Below are 20,856 nucleotides of genomic sequence, written 5' to 3'. Positions count from 1 at the left end.
TGTCCATTGGGGCTGTAGACGACGCTATTGACTGGACTACTATGACCAGTTAGGGTTTTGAGGAGTTGACCGCTGCTGACATCCCAGATTTTGATAGTGTTGTCAGCACTCGCAGAAGCTAACTGTTGTCCATTGGGGCTGTAGGCGACGCTATTAACTGGATGACTATGACCTTCTAAAGTATTCACCTCAATCGCCCGATTTTCTTTTCGCTCATTTGGCTTTAAGTAAACCGCTTGCTGTAAAGTTGCTACAGTTTGCATTCGGGTATCGCTTCTATGCTGTGCCCAAATTGTATGCTTAAGTTTGTTACTTGCCCTTAAGGCTGTAATTAAAGTATTTGGATGTTGTCCAGAGGCAACAAAGGCTTCAGAAGAATTATTGATGGCGTTAATTAGATGAACATTTGCCTCTACTGTCCACTGGAATGTTACTACTGCCAATCCAGCAAATCCTAAACCTGCGGCGATAGAACTAAAAAGGGCGCGTTTGAGAAAGTTATTTAGTTTCGCCTCACTCAGTTTTCTTTGTTCTCGTTCCTTTTCCAGTTCCGCCATTACCTGCTTTAACTTCGGTTCCTGTTGCTGGCGGATAAAGGCGGCGATGTAGTCATGTACTAGTTGATAACGGTCGGCGGGGTTTTCTGGTAGCAAAACCACTAAGCCGGATTGAACAAAAATCTCTAACACTAAATCTAATTTACTGATTTCAGAAGCTTGTTTCTCCCTAGCTTCTGACCCTCCCTGAAGTTCTGAGCGACGAAAGCCGCGGCTCAGACTTACTTTTGCCTGCTGCGATCGCCTTAAAAAAGATGTAAAAAGAATAAAGCCCCCTTTTTTAAGAGGGATTTGAGGAATATCGAAGAAGTACGGGAGCAAATCGCGTTCCAACTCAGCGCGAGTCTTGAGAGGGCGAGTTCCTTTTTCATCGGTTAGCAAATAGAGTAATATGTCTGCTGCTTGCTGATTTTCTTCACCGCAATCATTAACAACTTCATGCAAATAACGCTTAACCAATTCGTCCTTAGTGCCACGCTGCCGATATTCTGCCAGAGTTGTAATATTCTCCGTTTGCAGTTGCGCCCCCACAACCTGCAACTCAATGGGGCGAACTTCACCCAATTCTCCGGCTAAATCTTGTACCAGTTGTTCAACTAAAGCAGGTTCTAAGTGAAAACTAGTATTTTCAGTTAAACGCTGAATAATTGACTTCGCATCAGCTGGTGAGAAGTTCCCCAACTTGTAAAGCACATTATTACTGAGAATGTCATTGCCAATAATCTTAAGACTGGACAAATCATTGCACTCCAGCAAGTAATGAATGTAATCCACCCGCAGCGATAAGATAACTTTCACTGATAGAACATTCAGACACTCTCCCAGAAACTCAAAGAATTGCTTTCTTTGTGCAGGTTCGGTGTAAACAAAGAAAAATTCTTCAAATTGATCGAAAATTAGCACTGTGCGGAGGTTACGCTGTTCGTTTTTACAAAGTTGGGTGATTAGGAAGTTAGGAGTTAGGAGTGAGGAGTGGGGATTTTGTGTATTGGAGGTCGAAGTTTCGAGTTTTGAGGTCGAACGTTGAGGTTTTGAGGCTGAAATTTCGAGTTCAGGGGTCGAAGTTTTGAGTTCTGAGGTCGAAGTTCCGAGTTCTGAGGCGGAAGTTTCGAGTTCAGGGGTCGAAGTTCCGAGTTCCGAGGTCGAAGTTCCGAGTTCTGAGGTCGAAGTTCCGAGTTCCGAGGTCGAAGTTCCGAGTTCCGAGGTCGAAGTTCTGAGTTCCGAGGTCGAAGTTCCGGGTTCCGAGGTCGAAGTTCCGAGTTCCGAGGCTGAAAGTTGAGGCTCTAACTCTCCCCATTCCCCATTCCCCATTTCCCATTCCCCATTTCCTCCCAAAAGCCTCCCCAACTCTTCCACCCAGTTGGTGTAAACGCGCATTACCACCGGCAAATAATCTTGAGTGCCGATTGCTTTATTCTTTAAAGCTGGCATTAGTCCCGCATTTACCAGAGAACTTTTGCCTACACCCGATTGCCCATGAATTACTATCAACTTATAATCAGGGCGACCCATACGTTCAATTAAACGTTCTACATCTAAGAGGCGACCAGATGCAGCAATTTCTGGGGCAATATTTCCTTGGGGAGAGTTTGAGCGCAATGTCTCTACAAATGCCTGTTTTGTAGCTTCTAACCTACCCGCACCAATAAAAGCCCGCAAGCCAAATTGCTGTTCAATGGAACGCCGTTGCTGTTTAATTTTGTATGCTTTGAGATATTTTTTCTGCTCAAAATAAAGCTGCTGCAAAAATCTGAGAATATCCAAGTAAAGCCTGACATCTTCTAGGGGATTACCCACATCTTTAGCAGTTTCTAAGCTGAGGGTTGCCTCTTGAATTTGACCTAAATAGTATTGAGCACGACCTAAAATAAATTGATATAAGCTCAAGTCTTTTGATTTTAAAACCCTTTCGGGAATATCAGATAAAATCTCTGATATATTAGCTGATTCCAAATCTGTAATCGCAGCAAAAACTTCTAATGCTTGTTTAACTAACTGATTTGCTTTAACCCAGTTTTTTTGAGCTAAAGCCACCTCAGCTAAAAAACCATAATCTTTGGCTATTTCCCTTGGCTGCTTGTTATTTTGATGGATTACTAAAGCTTGTTCTGAAAGACTCTGCAATATTTCCCACTTTTTCAAGTCTCGCAAGATATCACCGAATTTAACGACTGAATTAGCAATTAAATCTGGACTTTCAAACTGGCTAATAAACTTTATATACTCTTGAAGATAATGCCAAGTTGTCTGCCCATCTTGAGAATTGATATCTTGATGCTTCAAAGCTTTGAGATAATAGCAAAAGCTAATCTCAGCGAGGATTTTTACCTGTCTTTCTAAATTATGACTTTGCTGCCAGAGCTTTAAAGCTTTGTGATAATGTTGTAGTGCCGAATCTTTTTGATTGTTTATCTGTTTAACAAAACCTAATAAAGATTCTAAGTTAGCTTGAATTTGTAAATTATAAACATCTGGCTTTTTAATTAAATCTCTTTGCGCTGCTTCTAACTCATTTTCCAGCTTAAGATATACATCTACGCTAAATTTTAAGTTATTACTAAACCACTGATTAGCCGTTTCGATAATAAAATCTACTAATTGCTGTGTTGATATGGCAAAATTTCTAGTAGTTGCCCAACTTTCCAAATCTGGCGCCAGCTGTATTAGTTGCTTGTAGATTTCATCGTCAATCCACAACACTAAGGGAAAAGCAAAATTCTTGCGAAACTCCTCCCGTACTTGATTTGCAGAAGTTAACATCACAGACAAATTCTGCACAGATTCCAACCCCACAACCATCACACAAGCTGGTATTTCTGCGCTGAATTCTTCCTGAATCGCAGTATAAAGAGTCCTGTTGGATTGCTGCACGGCCAAAACACGAACTTCGACTTGACAGATTTCTCGCAGTCTGGAGATTAAGCGATCGCGCAAGCTACCATAATTACACCGTGCCAAAATTAGCTTAAACTGTCCGACGGAGGATTCGATCGCCCAAGCTAATTGTTTCAGAGTGCGTAGGTGTAGCTCGTCGTAGACATCGCTGTTTACATGGTCATCTTCTGATGGTTGCTGTGAACTCATAAGCTTATGTGTTTAGTTCGTAGTAAGCACTTTAGTGCTTTCAAAGATATGGAATAATAAGCACTAAAGTGCTGACTACAAACCTAATTCCCTGGCTTCTGCCAAAACCGGATTAACATCAAACCAAGACTCGCCACCATCGCGATATTCAAACACAAAGCGACTGCGAATCAGTTTTTGATATCCGTGGTCATCACTCACCTTTTTCTTTTCTTTGACATGGCGTAACAATTGCCACTCATCCTCAGAAATCGGCAACATGATTTCATTCCGCCGAGAACGAATTACTTGCTCTAAGGTTGCACGAGTTAAAGGAAGACTCATCTCTTCCATAATCCAGGTATTTAGCAGCCTCAGCACATCCCGCACATGACCACCGCTCATTTGACATAAACGCTCTAAGCTAGCAGCACTATCAAAAATCTCAGTAACTTTATTTAAACGCTCCTCTGGTGTCAAGTCAGGAAAAGCTCTAGCAAGCACCATCTGCTGCATGAGTGCCATCCCCTGTGTATGAACACTGCCATCAGCCCATTGTATAGGAACCATTGGTAACACCTTGGGGTCTTCTGGGAAACGCTGAGTCAGCATTCCGTAATCATTGGAAAACTTCAAAGACAAAGGCATGGTGTAGATGAGATGACAATTCAGCTTCGTCAAAAACTCACCCTGATCGACAAATAAATATTCCTGTTGCGGACGACCCCAAGGTTTGGCACGATTATCTATGCGGTCGAGATTATCGACAATTACCACCAGACCATTTTTACCTTGCTGTTTGAGTTTAGCGATCGCAGGTTCCAATAATTCTTGATTAATCGCTTCCAGTAGCTTGGTTTTCTGCGGTGCTAAATACTGATTGAGTTTTTCTCGCAGCATTGGGTCATTTTTCATTTTCGCGGTGATTTCACCAATCCCTACAGACAGAGAAAACTTATCTTTATCTGCGGATAAACCCACATCACCAACCACAGGAAGCTTAACTTTTCCCGCCGTCACTTCGGAGTTTAAGACCTTCCAAGCACCTTGCAGCAACTCATTAAATTTGTTAGGTGACTCCAGAGTAATTTTATCCAAACTTTGACTCACACGCCGAGCGATCGCTAGCAGCACATCAGCAATATCAACATCGGTCATTTCCAAATCGTCACTGGACTCAAAATAGACGACGTGGAAACCTAACTTTTCCAGTTCAGCCTGTAACCGTAATAGTTCTGTCGATTTTCCACAACCAATATGCCCAGTAAATAAAGTACAAGTGGGTTCATTCGGTTTAAAAAAAGTAATTTTCTGCTTCAGCTTGCCAAGAATATCACCACCTCGTACCGAGGAAAAATCTATATAATACTTGCCATCAGAGCTATTGTTGACAAACAGAGTTCTGCTGGGATCGCTAGCCTGATAAAATTCCCGTAAATCTATGGACATAACCTGGTAGTGCAATAATCTGGTATTGTCTTAACATATCCTTGTAGAAAAGGATAAAGTTATTTACATCTTTGCATCTCACTATTTCGGAGAATTTTCGCATTTACTACCTCAAAAGCGATCCAATCACATCACGAATTCTCTGCGTACCTCTGCGCCCCTCTGCGTTGAAATTTCCCCCCTCAATTCCCCACGACCTTACCCAAAGCTGTAAGTAATATTAAGCGATCTGCAAAAATCCAGACTATTTTTTGATACTATTTAAGACCGGACTCCTTAAATATTGATTGACGTATGAGCAAAGGTACCCTGTTTGACAAAGTTTGGGACTTACACACCGTTGGTACACTTCCCTCAGGGCTGACGCAACTATTTATCGGGCTTCACCTAATTCATGAAGTCACCAGTCCTCAAGCCTTTGCTATGTTACGCGAAAGAGGTCTAAAAGTACTCTTTCCACAGCGTACCGTCGCCACAGTCGATCATATTGTGCCCACAGAAAACCAAGCGCGTCCCTTTGCCGATAGCTTGGCAGAGGAAATGATCCAAGCGCTGGAAAATAACTGTCAAGAAAATAACATAACTTTTTACAACATTGGTTCTGGTAGCCAGGGTATAGTTCACGTCATCGCTCCAGAACTCGGACTGACCCAACCAGGAATGACGATCGCTTGTGGAGATAGTCACACTTCCAGTCATGGGGCATTTGGTGCGATCGCATTTGGTATCGGTACTAGCCAAGTCCGCGATGTTCTCGCTTCCCAAACCCTCGCCCTCTCCAAACTGAAAGTCCGCAAAATAGAAGTTAACGGCACTCTCAACCCAGGAGTTTACGCCAAAGATGTCATCCTGCATATCATCCGCACCCTTGGCGTGAAAGGTGGTGTGGGTTATGGTTATGAATTTGCAGGGACGACATTTGAGCAAATGAATATGGAAGAGAGGATGACTGTCTGCAACATGGCGATCGAAGGTGGTGCTAGGTGCGGCTATGTCAATCCCGATCGTGTCACCTACAATTACCTCAAAGGCAGAGATTTTGCTCCCAAAGATGCAGATTGGGATAAAGCAGTGGCTTGGTGGGATTCCATCAAGAGCGATGCTGATGCCCAATACGATGATGTGGTGGTATTCGACGCTGCGGAAATTTCTCCTACTGTCACTTGGGGGATTACTCCCGGTCAAGGTATCGGTGTCAATCAGTCAGTACCTCAACCGGAAGAACTGTTGGAAGAAGACCGATTCATTGCCGAAGAAGCTTACCGCTACATGGATTTATATCCTGGTCAACCGATCAAGGGCACTAAAATAGATGTCTGCTTTATTGGGAGTTGCACCAACGGCAGAATTAGCGATCTGCGAGAAGCGGCAAAAATCGCCAAAGGTCGCCACGTTGCAGAAGGAATTAAAGCCTTCGTTGTCCCTGGTTCTGAACGGGTGAAAGAAGAAGCGGAAGCTGAAGGATTGGATAAAATCTTTGAAGAAGCTGGGTTTGAATGGCGGGAACCGGGATGTTCTATGTGCCTAGCCATGAACCCCGATAAACTACAAGGAAGACAAATCAGCGCTTCTTCTTCCAACCGCAACTTTAAAGGAAGACAAGGTTCCTCCTCCGGTCGGACATTGTTAATGAGTCCGGCAATGGTCGCCACTGCTGCGATTAAAGGCGAAGTCTCTGATGTGCGCGAGTTGCTGTAATTTTTTTGTCATTTGTCATTGGTCATTTGTCATTGGTCATTTGTAGAAATTAACAGGCTGTCATTGAAATGATAGGTAAATCAAGTTTATGGTGAGTGAAGTTAAAACAGTTTCAGGGCGCGGTGTACCCTTAGTGGGCAATGATATAGATACCGATCGCATTATTCCCGCGCGATATTTGAAAGCCGTAACCTTTGATGGGTTAGGCGAAGGCGCATTTATCGACGATCGGACAGCACTTAAAGGCGAACATGCCTTTGACCAACCCCAATACAAAGGCGCGAATATTTTAATAGTCAACCGTAACTTTGGCTGTGGTTCATCACGGGAACATGCACCCCAAGCGATCGCAAAATGGGGAATCCAAGCTTTAATCGGTGAAAGCTTTGCCGAAATCTTTTTCGGTAACTGTGTGGCAATGGGCATACCTTGTCTGACAGCCGATGCTGTGACTGTTAAACAACTGCAAGATTTAGTCGCTGCCAATCCTCAAGCCGCTGTAACAGTAAACCTGGAAACCTTGCAAGTGCAAATTGGTGATTACACTGCCCCAGTTGCGATCGGTGAAGGTACCAGAAGCACATTTATTTCTGGAACTTGGGACGCTTGCGGTCAGTTGGTGGCGAATGCTGACCAAGTTCGGGCAACTGCTACTAAATTACCCTACGTGGGTTGGGGCAATTTAGCTGCAAGTTAGCATTCTCTCCTTCCCTGGCTCTGCTGGGGAATGTTAATTTATAGCTTTTGTTTGCATTATTCAGCCAGAGCTAACAATAGCCCTATCTATTTCAGATTTGGCATAGTAGATATATAGCCAAGTAATTCTAGACTATGCCATTAATAAACCCTCCTCTCACTAAAGAAGATTTCATTAACTCTCGCTGGCTAGAAGTGGTTAATAGCAGCGAAACAAAAGAGTGTCTTGCTTACAACAGAGTCTTCTGGAACAAGGCACAGGAAGCAAAAGAGGCAGGAAATGTCAGAGAACAGTCTGTATTTGAGATTTTGGCGTTCGTAACTCGTGTTGCAATCAAACCAGAATCAACAGAGGAGTTTTTTGCTGAAAAATTTCAAAATCTTACTGATGAACATTTAAATTTTCTTACTGAAATTGCTTCTGAAGTATCAGATCCAGAACTTCAAGCACGAATTGCGGATATTCTCTGGGTCAAAAAGGGCAATTATCAGATGGCACAGTTAGCTGTTACAGCCTACTTAAAATCTGCCGCAGAATTAGAAGATCCTGAAAAATGGACTAGTCGGTGTGTCGAGAGGATTAAAAGAGCGCTTCGGCTAGCACGCAAAATTAATTATCAAGTGGAAGTAGTTGTCGCACACATAGAGGCAGTCCTTGATCGCTGCAATGGAGAAGATCCACTGTGGCTATCAACAAAACTTATGGAGCTTTTGCAAGAATACAAACTTGGTAATCCGACTAAATATGCTGCTCTGGCTGAGAAAGCAGCAATTATAGCGGAATCTGCCAAAGACTGGGATAAGGCAAGAAACTACTGGGAAATTAAAGCAGAATGGCATCGCATTGACAAGAATAGCGAAAAGGTATATGCAACACTAATGCTTGCTGCCGAAACTTATATAAAGGAAGCTGAAGATTCATTGACAAAACACCCTCAGCCTTATTCCAAAGCATCAAATGATTTACAAAAGGCGTTTGAAGAATTTGAAAAATTAAAAAGCAAAGGTACAGAGGAACAAAAAGCAGCAGCAAAAGCTAGATCCGAGGAAGTTCGTAAGCTTCTGCCAGAGTATCAAAAACAATCCTTGAATGAGTTAATAACAATATCTTCTCAGTTTAATATCAGCACTGACGTAGAACTAGCTAGAGCCTATGTTAGGGGCAAAAAATTTCAAGATGCAATATTAGCCTTGGCTCTTTTGGGGATTCCACCTAAAGTCTCACACCTTCAACAAAGGGTGGAAGAGACAGCTTTGTTGTCTCAGTTCATGCCAATAACAATTATGAATGAGATGGGTAAGGTTATAGCCCGTCAATCTAGTAATTCAGATGAAGCAGAGAAAGCAATTCGTTTTGAGATGTACAGGAATGCAGTCCTCTATCACAAACTTTACGCCCAAGCTTACATTGAGCCTGCAAGGGGTCAAATAAATCTAGAACATAGTATAGAAGTAAAAGACTTATTTCCATTTGTTTCAAACAACCTCTTTGTACCTCCTGGGAGAGAATATCAGTTTGCAAAAGGGCTTTACGCTGGACTAATTGGAGATTTCTTCACATCCACTCATATTCTCATTCCTCAATTTGAAAATTCTATCCGTTATTTACTCCGAAGGCAGGGTGCGTTACCCTCAAAAATTGATATTGATAAGGGAATTGAAGATGAGCGTGATTTGAATACTACTCTTTTCCCCCGCAATTATCCAGAAATAAACTCAATTTTTAATGAAGACGCACTTTTTGATCTTCAAGGCTTGCTAATTGAGCGTTCAGGTTCAAATTTAAGAAACCGTATGGCTCATGGTTTAATTAATGATAGTGAGTTCAACAGCCCTATCATGTCTTACTTATGGTGGGTCACATTACGGCTTTGTTGTTTGCCAATGTTGAAACATGAACAGCAGGTTGAAGAGTCCAATCCTTGGGTTAAGTTTGATGGTATTTTCAAAGATGACCCGCTTTTTGATGATTTTGTCGAAAGTATGGATGCAAATCGATGTGAATTAGATGCAGAAGTTGGTGCTTATGAAGCTTCCTTAGAGGAGAATCAGTCAGCTTGAGCCTATATATCCTCGATACTGATCATGTTACTCTTTCTCAACATGGTAATTCTAAAATTCTACAACGCGCTCAAGTTGTTGGCAGTTCCAACATATTTGTTACGACAGTTACACTCGAAGAACAATTAAAAGGCAGACTAGCTTCTATCAGTAAATGTGCTACTAAACCAGAACTTTTAGCAGTTGCTCATAGAAATTTGCGAATAACCCAGATTTACTTTTGTAGTATGAATTTGCTGGAGTTCGATGATGCAGCATACAGTTGCTACCAAAGTTTGCGCTGGCAAAAAATCCAGATAGGTACACAAGACTTAAGAATTGCTGCGATCGCTCTGGCTAAGGGAGCAATTTTGGTTACGCGTAATCAAAAAGATTTTAGCAAAGTTCCTAATTTATGTCTTCAAGATTGGACTATGGATGGGTATTCTTAAAAACACACGAAAACAAATCACGTGTTTAATATAATGCCTATTGCACTAAGTAAGATACTGATCTTACGCTTTGTAATAACGCTTAAAATTCTTTTTTATACTACTTTTAACAAGATTTTGCTCTCTTCATAGAAGTCATTTGTGACTGTGTAATTAATATCTTTGAAACAGTGTATGGACTTCAGACTTAGGTGCTAAATTTAACCATTAGGCATTCAATTTTCGTACATCATAAGCACTATTTTAAACTTTAGCGACAATCGTTCAATCGGTTGAAAGCTAGTTTGCTAAAGGCATTCACGAGTTACTCTTTCTTTTTCAAATGACGTGAAAAGTCAGGATACAGTTAGGTATGTCTCTAAAATTCATAGTGAAGAAGTTTTACAAAAACCAATATTCTGCATAAAAGAAGAAAATATCTCTGAGTAATACTTAGCAGCTAAAAACTATAAGTTTTGTAGTTCATAGAGAGAAACTAGTATTTCCATACATTTCTTAAAAATGAAGTATTAGTAACTCATTGTTCACTTAGAGAAATTAAGAATTAGGAGTATTAATCATGGCAGTAACTTGGATTCCAGGCCCAGGCCCGACTAATGGAGCAGATGTAGGTATTAGTAATGCCGCTTCTGATAACTTGAATGGTTTGGATGGAAATGACAGCCTTTTTGGAAATGCTGGTAATGACCTGTTACGAGGTGGCGATGGTATCGACTTTCTATCCGGTGGCAATGGAGAGGATACCCTAATCGGAAATCGTGGCAACGACACCTTTACTGGCGGAAACGGCAACGATCGCCTGATCTGGAACAATGGTGACGGTAGCGATAGAATCAGCGGTAATGCTGGCTATGACGTGGTTGAGGTCAACGGCGCGGGTGTGGGAGACAACTTCCGCCTAGAACAAGATGTTCAAGGCAGAGCAATCTTCGATCGCCTGAACCTGGTTCCCTTCACTCTGACCGTAGATAGTGCAGAGAGGTTTGAAATCAATGGTGGTGGAGGTGATGACACCCTCGATGTCAACAACCTCTCAGGAACTTCTGTAAATGCAGTCTGGTTCACAGGCGGGGCTGGCAATGACTTCCTGGATGGTAGTGGCACCGCGACACCGTTAAGAGCCTTGGGTGGTGAGGGTAATGACAGCCTGACAGGTGGTACTGGCAGCGATAACCTCTATGGTGATACCGGTAATGACCTGTTACGAGGTGGCGATGGTATCGACTTTCTATCCGGTGGGGACGGGAACGATACCATACTCGGCAATCGTGGCAACGACACCTTCACTGGTGGAAATGGCAACGATCGCCTGATCTGGAACAATGGTGACGGTAGCGACAGAATCAGCGGTAATGCTGGCTATGACGTGGTTGAGGTCAATGGCGCAGGTGTGGGAGACAACTTCCGCCTGCAACAAGATGCTCAAGGCAGAGCAATCTTCGATCGCCTGAACCTGGTTCCCTTCACTCTGACTGTAGACAGTGCAGAGAGGTTTGAAATCAATGGTGGTGGAGGTGATGACATCCTCGATGTCAACAACCTCTCAGGAACTTCTGTAAATGCAGTCTGGTTCACAGGTGGGGCTGGCAATGACTTCCTGGATGGTAGTGGCACAACAACACCGTTGAGAGCCTTCGGTGGTGAGGGTAATGACATTCTCTATGGTGGTGCTGGCAATGACTTACTCTATGGAGATGCTGGTAATGATACATTACGAGGTGGTAAAGGTAATGACATCCTGACTGGTGGTGCTGGTGGCGATCGCTTTGTATTCAACTCAGGTGCTGGGTACAATAGTGCCGATCTCGGTGTAGATAAAATTACTGACTTCAGCTACTTTAGCGATAAAATTGTCCTCGATAAGACAACTTTTGCCGGACTCAATAATCTGTCCCAAATTAGGATAGTAGCTAATGATGCAGCAGCTGCAACTAGCTCTGGACTCATTACTTACAGTCTTGGAACTGGCAACTTGTTCTTCAATCAAAACTTGACATCACCAGGCTATGGGACAGGTAGTCTGTTTGCCAACATTGATAACGATAACAATCAATTCACAGCCCCACCATTATTATCAGCGACAAACTTTGAGATCGTTGCGTAAACATCTCTCAAAATCCGTAGAAGCTAAGGCATGTCTGCAAGCTTACAGCTAAATCCAAATTAGCAATCAGCAATATTGCTAATTTGGGATAATTGAATCCTCCTCATACTTCAAGTACGGGGAGGATTTGTACAGCAGTTTTCTTTTGTATGAAATATGAGGCTACGGAGGCAGAAGGCAGACACTCTTTATAGATGACACGCTCTAGGGGATTGACGGCTGTTGTAAATTAAGCTCTTGGAATGCTTCAGAAGACTCTTCCAATTTCAAGCTACCAGCAGATTTACCGTTGATTTGTAGAGTGTATTTACCTTGTGGCAAGCCTTCTAAATAATAGACTCCAGCACCGTTAGTAACAGAAAAACGCCGAGTCCCCCGATCTGGCTGTATAGCTTCTACCCGTGCGCCTGCGATCGCTTGGCCTTGAGCATCCGTAATTACCCCCGATCGCGTGTAAGAACGAATTAGCGGAATCATCACAGGGGTATAACTCCCAGCAATCACATCAACGGCTAAGGATTCAGCCGCAGCCTGCCAATCAGGCGGTAAACCTGCTGGATCGAGGTCGAGGCGATAAACGCCAGGAGACATCCGTACTAAGGTGCGATCGCCTTGAATTTGTCGTAAAAACGACTTCAGCGGTTTATTATTCAAAGTCAACAATAAATCAGCGTTATCTGTATAAACTTCTTCGCCTCTATCCTGTTTGCCGTTATTATTCCGGTCAAAAAATGGCTTAATTGACAGTCCACCTTGTGTACGGAAATAATTAGAACGGCGATCGCCTGGACTAATACCCCCTTGTAGATTCAGGCTAGAAGCTAAATCTATGCTGAAAGTTGCTTCATCGGAACTCGGCGATACACCTTGATAACGCGCCCGTAATAGCAAACCTGGTAAAACTGTTGTTGATAATGTCGCTAATAGTCCATTACCCTGAGAACCAGTGCCATAACCCAACTGTATTTCCCATCTATAACTACCATCAATCGCCTGTTGTTGTGAACGATAGCGCCAACTCACACTTAGCAAGCTGTCGTTACGGTTTTGATTCTGTGTTTCATAATTTAACAGCAGGGCGCTGCCACTATTAGAAAAGCTATTTTTAGAAAATTTGTAAGTCAGTTCCGACAAACTGCCAATTTCGTTGCCACGTTGCGTTAATTCTAGTCTCCCAAGACGTTGCAGCAAATTCCAGCGCAGGCGGTTTTTAGTATCTAAGCTGACACGGGCAAAGGTAAAGGCATCTTTGCCACTCAAGTTAATTTGCATTCCGCCAGATGTTGCATCAGCTGTGTCAGTACTGGCGAATAAGGTGAATTGAGGTAAAACTCGCCAATCTAGATTAAAACGGCTAGACAAGCGATCGCTGAGAAATGCAGCACTCAAGGTAGAAGATGGATTATAGCGAATATCTGTATTCACATCCCACTTATTACCCGTCAATGCTGAAACTGCTACCTGCAAAGGTAACTTTCCCGGACGCCAAAATAATTCTGCTAAGGCTCTAGCCGATTCGTCATACACTCCACCTAAGCCTACTGTCAGATTTTCCGATAAACCCCAACGTCCAGCAATTCCACCCCGAAAGTCAGAAAAGTTGCCCAACAGATTTTGATTTCCCACAAAATCCCGTCGTAACCCACCAGAAACGATTAATCCTGAAGCACCTGCTGGTAATTGTCCTAGTACTGTCGAAAAAGTAGCCTCTTGAATTTCTGGTTGGGCGGTGAGTCGTCCTTGGGGATAGAGCAAGACGCGATAATTGTTGCCCAAAAATTGATTTTGACTTTTAATATTTTCAAAGCGGTAAATGCCAGAAGAATCAACTAAAATTTCGGCAATTACGCGATCGCCAAAACCTTGTACTAACCGCACTAATGTACCTGGTTCAGCTTTACCAGAAATTGTCCGTCCAATAGAATCTGCTTGTAACCGTTGGCGAGGATCGGAAGAACCACCACCGAAGGGTTGAGGTGGTACAAATTCCTGTCGTTGAATGGATGTAAAACCCCAATAGTCTCCTGTTCCTTGAGCCTGCCAAAACGTTGGCTGGGAACCTACAAAATAATCAGCTGAATTAGTTTGTCGCAAAAACTGTGCTTCGGCAATATTCCAAGTTTGCGGATTTTCTAAATTTGATTGATCGGTGCGGATGAACCACGAACCACCAAAAGCACTACCAACAGCAAGAAAATCACCTCTATAGTTTGTCGATCTGGTAGCACTACCACTAACATTTACCTTCTGTTCAATTGCGGCGATACTAAACTTTTGAGGTGCAACGTGTGATAATCCTTCTAGTTGAATCGGAGTTTCCGTTTCTGCTAGTTTGCCACTAGATTGATCTAGTCCTGGAACATCCAAAACTATTGCGTATTCATTGATATCAAATTTTGCTGCTACACCAAAGAGAGTTTGTAAATCTTGGATTGTAAATACTAATCCTAATTCTGGATCGGTGCGAAGTTTTGTTGGGTCGATGCGAGTCACAACACCAGGCGATCGCACTTCTAATTGACCATCAGGTAAAGTGGTAATATTTAATTTTAAGCCTTGAATTACAGCATCGTATGGTAACAGCCAATTTGCAAAATCAATTGCTTCGGAACCATCTTCTTGACCACGCACTAAAACGCTGGGATTAACATTGCGGTTCCCTACATTCAATCCTACGGGAAAAACTTTAAATTCGGAATCCTTAGCTAATTGTGCAGTTGTGGAGGTTTGTAGATTTGAAATCGCAGGTGTATCTGCCTTCGCTGGAGCGATCGTAATTTGACAGATCAGAGCGATCGCAGCTAGCAGAAATTTGCCTATATTAGTTAATAACCGAAGTTGCACAAAATTTTCATTTATCAGGAAATTTATTTATAAAAATAGAGACGTTGCATTGCAATGTCTCCACAACATATAATTCCCACTTGCCAGGCAAAATTATCTATATTAATACTGTATTTTATAGCAAGACTAATTCTCCCAAATCAGGCTACGGATGCCTAATTTAATTATGAATTACGAATTATTACACAAGCTATTTCTTCTGTGATGCCGCCGTTTGTGTAGGAATAGTAATATTTAAATTGAAGGGCAACTTACTTTTTTTACTGTCTTCACCCCAAAACAACTCACCACTTAGCTGATATTGACCAGGTTTCAGGGCTGGTTGGTCTTTGTTGGGGTAATTTAATAAGAAATTGCGATCGCTATTTGCCACCACAGCATTAGTATCTACCTGACCAGTTTTGATAACAGTTTGACCTTGGCGTAAAGTCCAATTTAAACTAGGAAGAACAGTTGCTTGACCGTTATTGCGAACTAAAATTTGAATTTGTTTTTGCTCTGGGTTAAAGCTGGCACTATCAATTGCTAATTGTGGAGAAAGATTGCCTTTTCTGACGTAGAATGTCACGCCAATTCGTGCCACCAAAGTAACGTTATTACCAGCAGCATCTTTGGATTCACTGAGAGTTTCATTAAATACTACTGCACGATATTCCCCATCAGGTAAATTAGGAGCCAAGCGGCTAATGAGGCGCACCCGCCGAACTTCTCCTGGTTTAACAGTCAATTCACGCGGTGAGAATTGCAGATATTTTGTCAGGTCATTGGGACTAGAGGATAAGGTTTGAAATCCTGCATCGCGGCTATATGTGAAAGGTTGAGCATAGATCCGAATCCGGGAAGGAGTCTTACTGGTATTGGAAATTGTAATCATTCCTTGAGCTTGTCCGCGTTCCGCCTTGGCTTCAATCACTAGAGGAGAAACGCTCATTTGTGCTTTCGCAGCAACAGGAAACAAAATTAGGGCGAATAAACTAGCACTAACAGTGGCTAGAGAGCGCCAATTATTATTGAGCATATTTATAAATATGTCAGGATTGTTAATTGAATTCTTGATTTATAATTCCCAAAAGCAGACTTATTTTATCTCTAGGTAATCAGAAAAATATCTTGCCGCTTGAAGATTTATTCTCTAGCGACAAGATATTCAGTAGCTATTTTTCTCAATCAATCTGAAGGAAACGGGAAAAATTTTAGACTATGGCACGATAGTCAAGGTTGTCACATAGCTGTAGCTTCCAGGAACAAGGGGACTGCCCTTATCTACGATCATGTCTATATCCAAAGGCAAACCGCTACCAGAGGGCAGTAACACAGGACTACCACCCTGAGAATTCGTACTACCAAAAGATGAGTTGATCATCCCAACAGAGTTAATGGGTGTAAAACTAGGGCCCCCAGTCTGCTGTGGTTTAGATATACTCACTCTGGCACCTTGGTTACAGCTAACAAAAACCTTACCAAATTGCCCTCCAGGAAATCCACCCGCTAGTGCAGTTGCATTAGTCGGCTGGTTAAGCCCCAGTTTACCAGGAATAATTTGATCGAAGTTGCAGACACCGCCGACATTTCCTGTAAAAGGAACATCAGCAGTTTGTGCCATTGTTTTGGGCGCAACAGCAACTGAACCAACAATTATCAAAGCAGCGGTTAATAAAGAACGACGAATCATTTTTAAATCCTTCTCAAATGAATTAGAGTTCAATCAAACGAAGCATCAACAAGAAAAGCAGTTATGGTGCGATGGTTAAGGTGACAACGTAGGTATAAATTCCTGGCGTAAATGCTACTGGTCGTTCTACTAACAAATTCACCTCTAAATTTGTGTTACCTGCTGGCAAAGTTGCGCTCCCACCACCAACATCACTGCGAACATTGGTCGAACCAAATTTTAAAAAGCCAATGTGCGTTGTCCCAGATGGATCGGGACTAGGGCCAGATACAAGCCTAGGGGGAGAAACAGAAACGGTTGCAGATGTGCTGCTTTGCACACCGATAGTGGCAGGAGTTTGTGATTCAAGATTTGTCGCAATTACACTAGAAGTGCTAGAAATATTTGGTTCAGCAGTGCCAGGGGCAGGAGAAACAAAAGTAGCTTCCGCTGGAACTGTTCCACTGAACGGAACATCTGCATTTTGAGCTAGCACAGATCGATCTAGAGCGAATGCCTGCAAGCTTAATGCACTTGCCAGCACTAGGCTAGAGGTTAACGCTAGACGGTAAAGCATAAAGAAGTTAACTAATTACTCAGCGTGTCTTGTCTCAGTGCTTTTCTTAGCATAGCTATCAAATGCTACATTATCGACCGCAGAAATACGATATTTCTATCTCTAGGAGCAAATTCCGTTAAGATACTTAGCCCAAGTTACGATTTATGAAATTTAGGTTTTTTGTCGATTCTAGGACTAGCCCTTTCAAGGTGTTGTGTAATGGCTTGATTTGTAGTTTGCTCAAAAGAGATGAAACTCTGTTGGGTGGAGAATAGAAATGTTGCGAGGACAGGTGTTTGAGCGATTTATAAAAGAAAGTCCTGTTTCCGTAATGGTTCGTGGGCTTTTAGAAAAAGCGTTATGTCCCCAAATTCTGGATGAACTGTCTGAACGTAGTGCAAAAACCCAGTACACTTGGGAGTTATTATTCTCCACAGTTGTCAATTTGATGAGCCTTGTCGTCTGCGGAGTCCACCCATCAGTACATGCAGCCCACCAAGCATCTGCTGAAGAAATAGGTGTTTCAGGTCAACTGTTAAAGGCACGTCGTGTAAAAGTTTGTTTAGGTCAGAAAACACAGAACATTAGCACACCTTGAAAGGGCTAGTCAAAGCATCAGAAAAAGTCTCAGGAGAGATTAAAGAAATAGATGTTTTATTCACTCCTACTAAACAGCAAAACTCTAATATACAAATACTAGGTTTGCTAGGAAGATTTGCCAAACAGCCTGCAATTATAGAACCATACCGCAATCCAGTTTCTACCGATGAAATCTGCGATTGTATTCTCAAATTATTAGAAATCAAGGCTCTCCTACGAGAAGCTAAAGCCAATAAAACCAAACTTCAGGATTCAGCAATTCCCAATTTGTGGGTTCCAGTATAAAAAAGTTGCTAATAACCGATTACCAGTAAGGCTTTCACTAATAAAAGTAAGCTAAACTTTTATAGCCGAGTATTGCCTAAAAATATTTCATAATTGAAGGGAGAACATCCCAATGGAGAAGATAAAAATGCTAGAACAATATCGTAAACACGTTGCCGAAAGAGCAGCACTCGGTATTCCTCCTTTACCATTGGATGCGAAGCAAACCTCAGAATTATGTGAATTACTGAAAAATCCGCCCAAGGGTCAAGAGGAGATATTATTACATTTATTGCGCGATCGCGTTTCTCCTGGTGTTGATCCAGCAGCTTATGTCAAAGCTGGATTTCTCACCGCGATCGCCAAGAAGGAAATCACCAGTCCGTTGATTGCGCCCATCGAAGCGGTGCAATTGCTGGGCACAATGATAGGTGGTTACAACGTGCAATCTTTAATCGATTTGCTGCAATGGCCCACCGTATCCCTCTCCGACTCATCTGAAACACCTTTAGTAATGGGTGGACAAGGAAAGGAACCCATCGCCGCTTACGCCGCCAACGCCTTAAGCAAAATTCTTTTGGTGTATGACGCTTACCACGATGTTTTAGAGTTGTCTAAAACCAATCCTTTCGCCAAGCGGGTGGTTGACTCTTGGGCGGAAGCTGAATGGTTTACCATGCGCCCCACAGTCCCAGAAGCGATTACTGTCACCGTTTTTAAAGTTCCTGGCGAAACCAATACCGACGATTTATCACCCGCCCAAAGCGCCACAACTCGCCCAGATATTCCCTTACACGCTTTAGTGATGTTAGAGTCACGGCAACCGGGAAGCTTGGCAACCATTGCCGAACTAAAGAAAAAAGGACATCCTGTAGCTTACGTTGGGGATGTAGTTGGTACTGGTTCCTCGCGTAAATCTGCCATCAACTCCGTATTGTGGCACATGGGAAATGATATACCTTTTGTGCCAAACAAACGCGCTGGGGGTTATGTTTTAGGTGGTGCGATCGCGCCAATTTTCTTTAACACAGCAGAAGATGCCGGTGCTTTGCCTATTCAGTGCGATGTCACCAAACTCGAAACCGGCATGGTAATTACCATCCATCCCTACAAAGGCGAAATTACAAACGAAGCAGGCGAAGTCATTTCCACCTTTGCCCTCAAACCTGACACCATCCTCGATGAAGTCCGCGCAGGTGGACGCATACCCCTACTTATTGGACGTACCCTCACCGACAAAACTCGTCTTGCACTTGGTTTAGAACACAGCACAGTTTTCACCCGTCCCCAGCAAGCCTTTGATACAGGCAAAGGCTACAGCCTAGCACAGAAAATGGTAGGTAAAGCTTGCGGATTACCTGGTGTGCGTCCCGGCACATCTTGCGAACCCATCATCACCACCGTTGGTTCTCAAGATACCACAGGCCCCATGACCCGCGACGAATTGAAAGAACTCGCTTGTCTTGGTTTCAGTGCAGACTTAGTGATACAAAGTTTCTGCCACACAGCAGCTTATCCCAAACCAGTAGACATCAAAACCCATCACGAACTCCCCGATTTCTTTGCTTCTCGTGGCGGTGTCGCCCTCCGTCCCGGTGATGGTATCATCCACTCTTGGTTAAACCGGATGCTGCTACCCGACACCGTGGGAACTGGCGGCGACTCTCACACCCGTTTCCCCTTAGGTATTTCCTTCCCCGCCGGTTCTGGATTAGTGGCCTTTGCAGCCGCCTTGGGTGTGATGCCTTTAGATATGCCAGAGTCAGTTTTGGTAAGATTCAAAGGTGAATTGCAACCAGGTATCACCCTGCGCGATGTCGTGAATGCCATTCCCTACGTAGCAATTCAAAAAGGTTTGCTGACAGCAGAGAAGCAGAACAAGAAAAATATCTTCTCTGGGCGAATTCTCGAAATAGAAGGTTTGCCAGATTTAAAAGTTGAACAAGCCTTTGAACTCACCGATGCTAGTGCCGAACGTTCTTGTGCCGGATGCACAATTAAGCTGAGTGTAGAGACAATTTCTGAATATCTGCGTTCTAACATAGCGTTGTTGAAAAATATGATAGCACGGGGCTATCACGATCCGCGTACCATGCTGCGCCGTGTGGCAAAGATGGAAGAATGGTTAGCGAATCCCGTGTTATTAGAAGGCGATGCCGATGCGGAGTATGCCGAAATAATTGAAATTGATTTAAACGAAATCAAAGAGCCAATTGTTGCTGCTCCCAATGACCCCGATAATGTTAAGTTATTATCGGAAGTTGCTAATGATCCAGTGCAAGAGGTATTCGTCGGTTCTTGTATGACAAATATTGGTCATTATCGGGCAACAGCAAAAGTTTTGGAAGGCGCAGGTGAGGTAAAAACTCGCCTGTGGATAGCGCCACCAACCCGCATGGATGAACACCAATTAAAAGAAGAAGGTGTATACAGCGTTTTTGGGGCTGCGGGTGCTAGAACAGAAATGCCAGGATGCAGTTTATGCATGGGTAATCAGGCGCGAGTTGCTGATGGCACAACAGTGTTTTCTACTTCTACCCGCAACTTCAATAATCGCATGGGTAAAGATGCGCGAGTGTATCTTGGTTCAGCAGAATTAGCCGCAGTTTGTGCGCTGCTGGGACGGCTTCCCACAGTGCAGGAATACTTGGATATTGTGGCGAGTCGAATTCATCCTTTTGCAGATGATTTGTATAGGTATTTAAACTTTGATCAAATTGCCGGTTTTGAGGATGAAGGGCGTGTGATTGCGTTGGAAGATATGCCGAGGCTTGAGGATATTTTGGGTATGCCAGCTAGTAGTTTGCGTTAGTAGATAATTAAAGTAGGGTGGGCAATGCCCACCTGCCCATCAATTTAATTAGTGATTTAAAACTTAT

13 protein-coding genes and 1 pseudogene are annotated in these 20,856 nt (G+C 43.0%); 8 read left to right on the top strand and 6 right to left on the bottom strand.

Annotation, left to right across the window (positions count from 1 at the left end; genetic code table 11):
- A partial coding sequence (locus tag V7K53_RS14545) for an nSTAND1 domain-containing NTPase (protein ID WP_335198226.1) occupies positions 1-3,641 on the bottom strand: 3,641 nt, incomplete at its 3' end.
- A 75-nt stretch (positions 3,642-3,716) separates the two neighbouring features.
- Positions 3,717-5,069 (bottom strand): P-loop NTPase fold protein, encoded by a 1,353-nt coding sequence (locus V7K53_RS14540; protein ID WP_335198225.1) that lies wholly within the window; start codon positions 5,067-5,069, stop codon positions 3,717-3,719.
- 294 nt (positions 5,070-5,363) lie between these two features.
- Between V7K53_RS14540 and leuC the strand changes: the two genes are divergently transcribed.
- The 5 genes from leuC to V7K53_RS14515 all read left to right on the top strand — a co-directional run bounded on the left by leuC (position 5,364) and on the right by V7K53_RS14515 (position 12,059).
- Positions 5,364-6,767 (top strand): 3-isopropylmalate dehydratase large subunit, encoded by a 1,404-nt coding sequence (leuC, locus tag V7K53_RS14535; protein WP_335198224.1) that lies wholly within the window; start codon positions 5,364-5,366, stop codon positions 6,765-6,767.
- Between the two features lie 88 nt (positions 6,768-6,855).
- A complete protein-coding gene (gene leuD, locus V7K53_RS14530; RefSeq protein WP_335198222.1) occupies positions 6,856-7,464 on the top strand; it encodes a 3-isopropylmalate dehydratase small subunit in 609 nt (202 codons plus the stop codon).
- Positions 7,465-7,598: 134 nt separating this feature from the next.
- Complete coding sequence (locus V7K53_RS14525; RefSeq protein ID WP_335198220.1) at positions 7,599-9,524, top strand: DUF4209 domain-containing protein; 1,926 nt, start codon at positions 7,599-7,601, stop codon at positions 9,522-9,524.
- On the top strand, positions 9,521-9,955 hold the full coding sequence (locus V7K53_RS14520; protein WP_335198218.1) for a type II toxin-antitoxin system VapC family toxin: 435 nt from the start codon (positions 9,521-9,523) through the stop codon (positions 9,953-9,955). The genes V7K53_RS14525 and V7K53_RS14520 overlap by 4 nt, the downstream gene beginning before the upstream one ends.
- A gap of 559 nt (positions 9,956-10,514) precedes the next feature.
- Entirely contained in the window at positions 10,515-12,059 is a 1,545-nt protein-coding gene (locus V7K53_RS14515; RefSeq protein WP_335198216.1) for a calcium-binding protein, read from the top strand.
- Between the two features lie 204 nt (positions 12,060-12,263).
- Here the strand turns inward: V7K53_RS14515 and V7K53_RS14510 are convergent, their stop codons facing one another.
- The 4 genes from V7K53_RS14510 to V7K53_RS14495 all read right to left on the bottom strand — a co-directional run bounded on the left by V7K53_RS14510 (position 12,264) and on the right by V7K53_RS14495 (position 17,131).
- Positions 12,264-14,903: a carboxypeptidase-like regulatory domain-containing protein gene (locus V7K53_RS14510; RefSeq protein ID WP_335198214.1), complete on the bottom strand. Its 2,640-nt coding sequence runs from the start codon at positions 14,901-14,903 to the stop codon at positions 12,264-12,266.
- Positions 14,904-15,093: 190 nt separating this feature from the next.
- Positions 15,094-15,921, bottom strand: a complete 828-nt coding sequence (locus V7K53_RS14505) for a P pilus assembly protein, chaperone PapD (protein WP_335198212.1) — start codon at positions 15,919-15,921, stop codon at positions 15,094-15,096.
- Between the two features lie 180 nt (positions 15,922-16,101).
- Positions 16,102-16,575, bottom strand: a complete 474-nt coding sequence (locus tag V7K53_RS14500) for a hypothetical protein (protein WP_335198211.1) — start codon at positions 16,573-16,575, stop codon at positions 16,102-16,104.
- Positions 16,576-16,636: 61 nt separating this feature from the next.
- The gene (locus V7K53_RS14495; protein ID WP_335198210.1) at positions 16,637-17,131 is read right to left on the bottom strand and encodes a hypothetical protein; all 495 of its coding nucleotides are present in this window, start codon (positions 17,129-17,131) and stop codon (positions 16,637-16,639) included.
- Between the two features lie 259 nt (positions 17,132-17,390).
- Here V7K53_RS14495 and V7K53_RS14490 point away from each other — a divergent pair, with 259 nt between their 5' ends.
- From V7K53_RS14490 to acnB, 3 genes and pseudogenes are all read left to right on the top strand, one after another.
- Complete coding sequence (locus tag V7K53_RS14490) at positions 17,391-17,711, top strand: hypothetical protein (protein WP_335198209.1); 321 nt, start codon at positions 17,391-17,393, stop codon at positions 17,709-17,711.
- A gap of 2 nt (positions 17,712-17,713) precedes the next feature.
- Positions 17,714-17,989: pseudogene (locus tag V7K53_RS14485) on the top strand (DUF4351 domain-containing protein); the annotation flags it as partial.
- A gap of 136 nt (positions 17,990-18,125) precedes the next feature.
- Positions 18,126-20,789 carry a bifunctional aconitate hydratase 2/2-methylisocitrate dehydratase gene (gene acnB, locus V7K53_RS14480; RefSeq protein ID WP_335198228.1) on the top strand — a complete coding sequence of 888 codons (2,664 nt, stop codon included), beginning with the start codon at positions 18,126-18,128 and terminating at the stop codon, positions 20,787-20,789.
- Positions 20,790-20,856: the final 67 nt, after the last annotated feature.

It is taken from the genome of Nostoc sp., assembly GCF_036917355.1.
Taxonomy (GTDB): domain Bacteria; phylum Cyanobacteriota; class Cyanobacteriia; order Cyanobacteriales; family Nostocaceae; genus Nostoc.
The sequence above is the reverse complement of the archived record's forward strand: the minus strand, read 5'-3'. Positions and strand labels throughout refer to the sequence as shown.

Bases quoted from the DNA above. Each gene is read 5' to 3' on its own strand.
- leuC (WP_335198224.1), top strand. From the start codon at position 5,364: ATGAGCAAAGGTACCCTGTTTGACAAAGTTTGGGACTTACACACCGTT.
- V7K53_RS14490 (WP_335198209.1), top strand. From the start codon at position 17,391: ATGTTGCGAGGACAGGTGTTTGAGCGATTTATAAAAGAAAGTCCTGTT.
- V7K53_RS14525 (WP_335198220.1), top strand. From the start codon at position 7,599: ATGCCATTAATAAACCCTCCTCTCACTAAAGAAGATTTCATTAACTCT.
- acnB (WP_335198228.1), top strand. From the start codon at position 18,126: ATGCTAGAACAATATCGTAAACACGTTGCCGAAAGAGCAGCACTCGGT.
- V7K53_RS14515 (WP_335198216.1), top strand. From the start codon at position 10,515: ATGGCAGTAACTTGGATTCCAGGCCCAGGCCCGACTAATGGAGCAGAT.
- V7K53_RS14505 (WP_335198212.1), bottom strand. From the start codon at position 15,921: ATGCTCAATAATAATTGGCGCTCTCTAGCCACTGTTAGTGCTAGTTTA.
- leuD (WP_335198222.1), top strand. From the start codon at position 6,856: ATGGTGAGTGAAGTTAAAACAGTTTCAGGGCGCGGTGTACCCTTAGTG.
- V7K53_RS14540 (WP_335198225.1), bottom strand. From the start codon at position 5,069: ATGTCCATAGATTTACGGGAATTTTATCAGGCTAGCGATCCCAGCAGA.
- V7K53_RS14500 (WP_335198211.1), bottom strand. From the start codon at position 16,575: ATGATTCGTCGTTCTTTATTAACCGCTGCTTTGATAATTGTTGGTTCA.
- V7K53_RS14495 (WP_335198210.1), bottom strand. From the start codon at position 17,131: ATGCTTTACCGTCTAGCGTTAACCTCTAGCCTAGTGCTGGCAAGTGCA.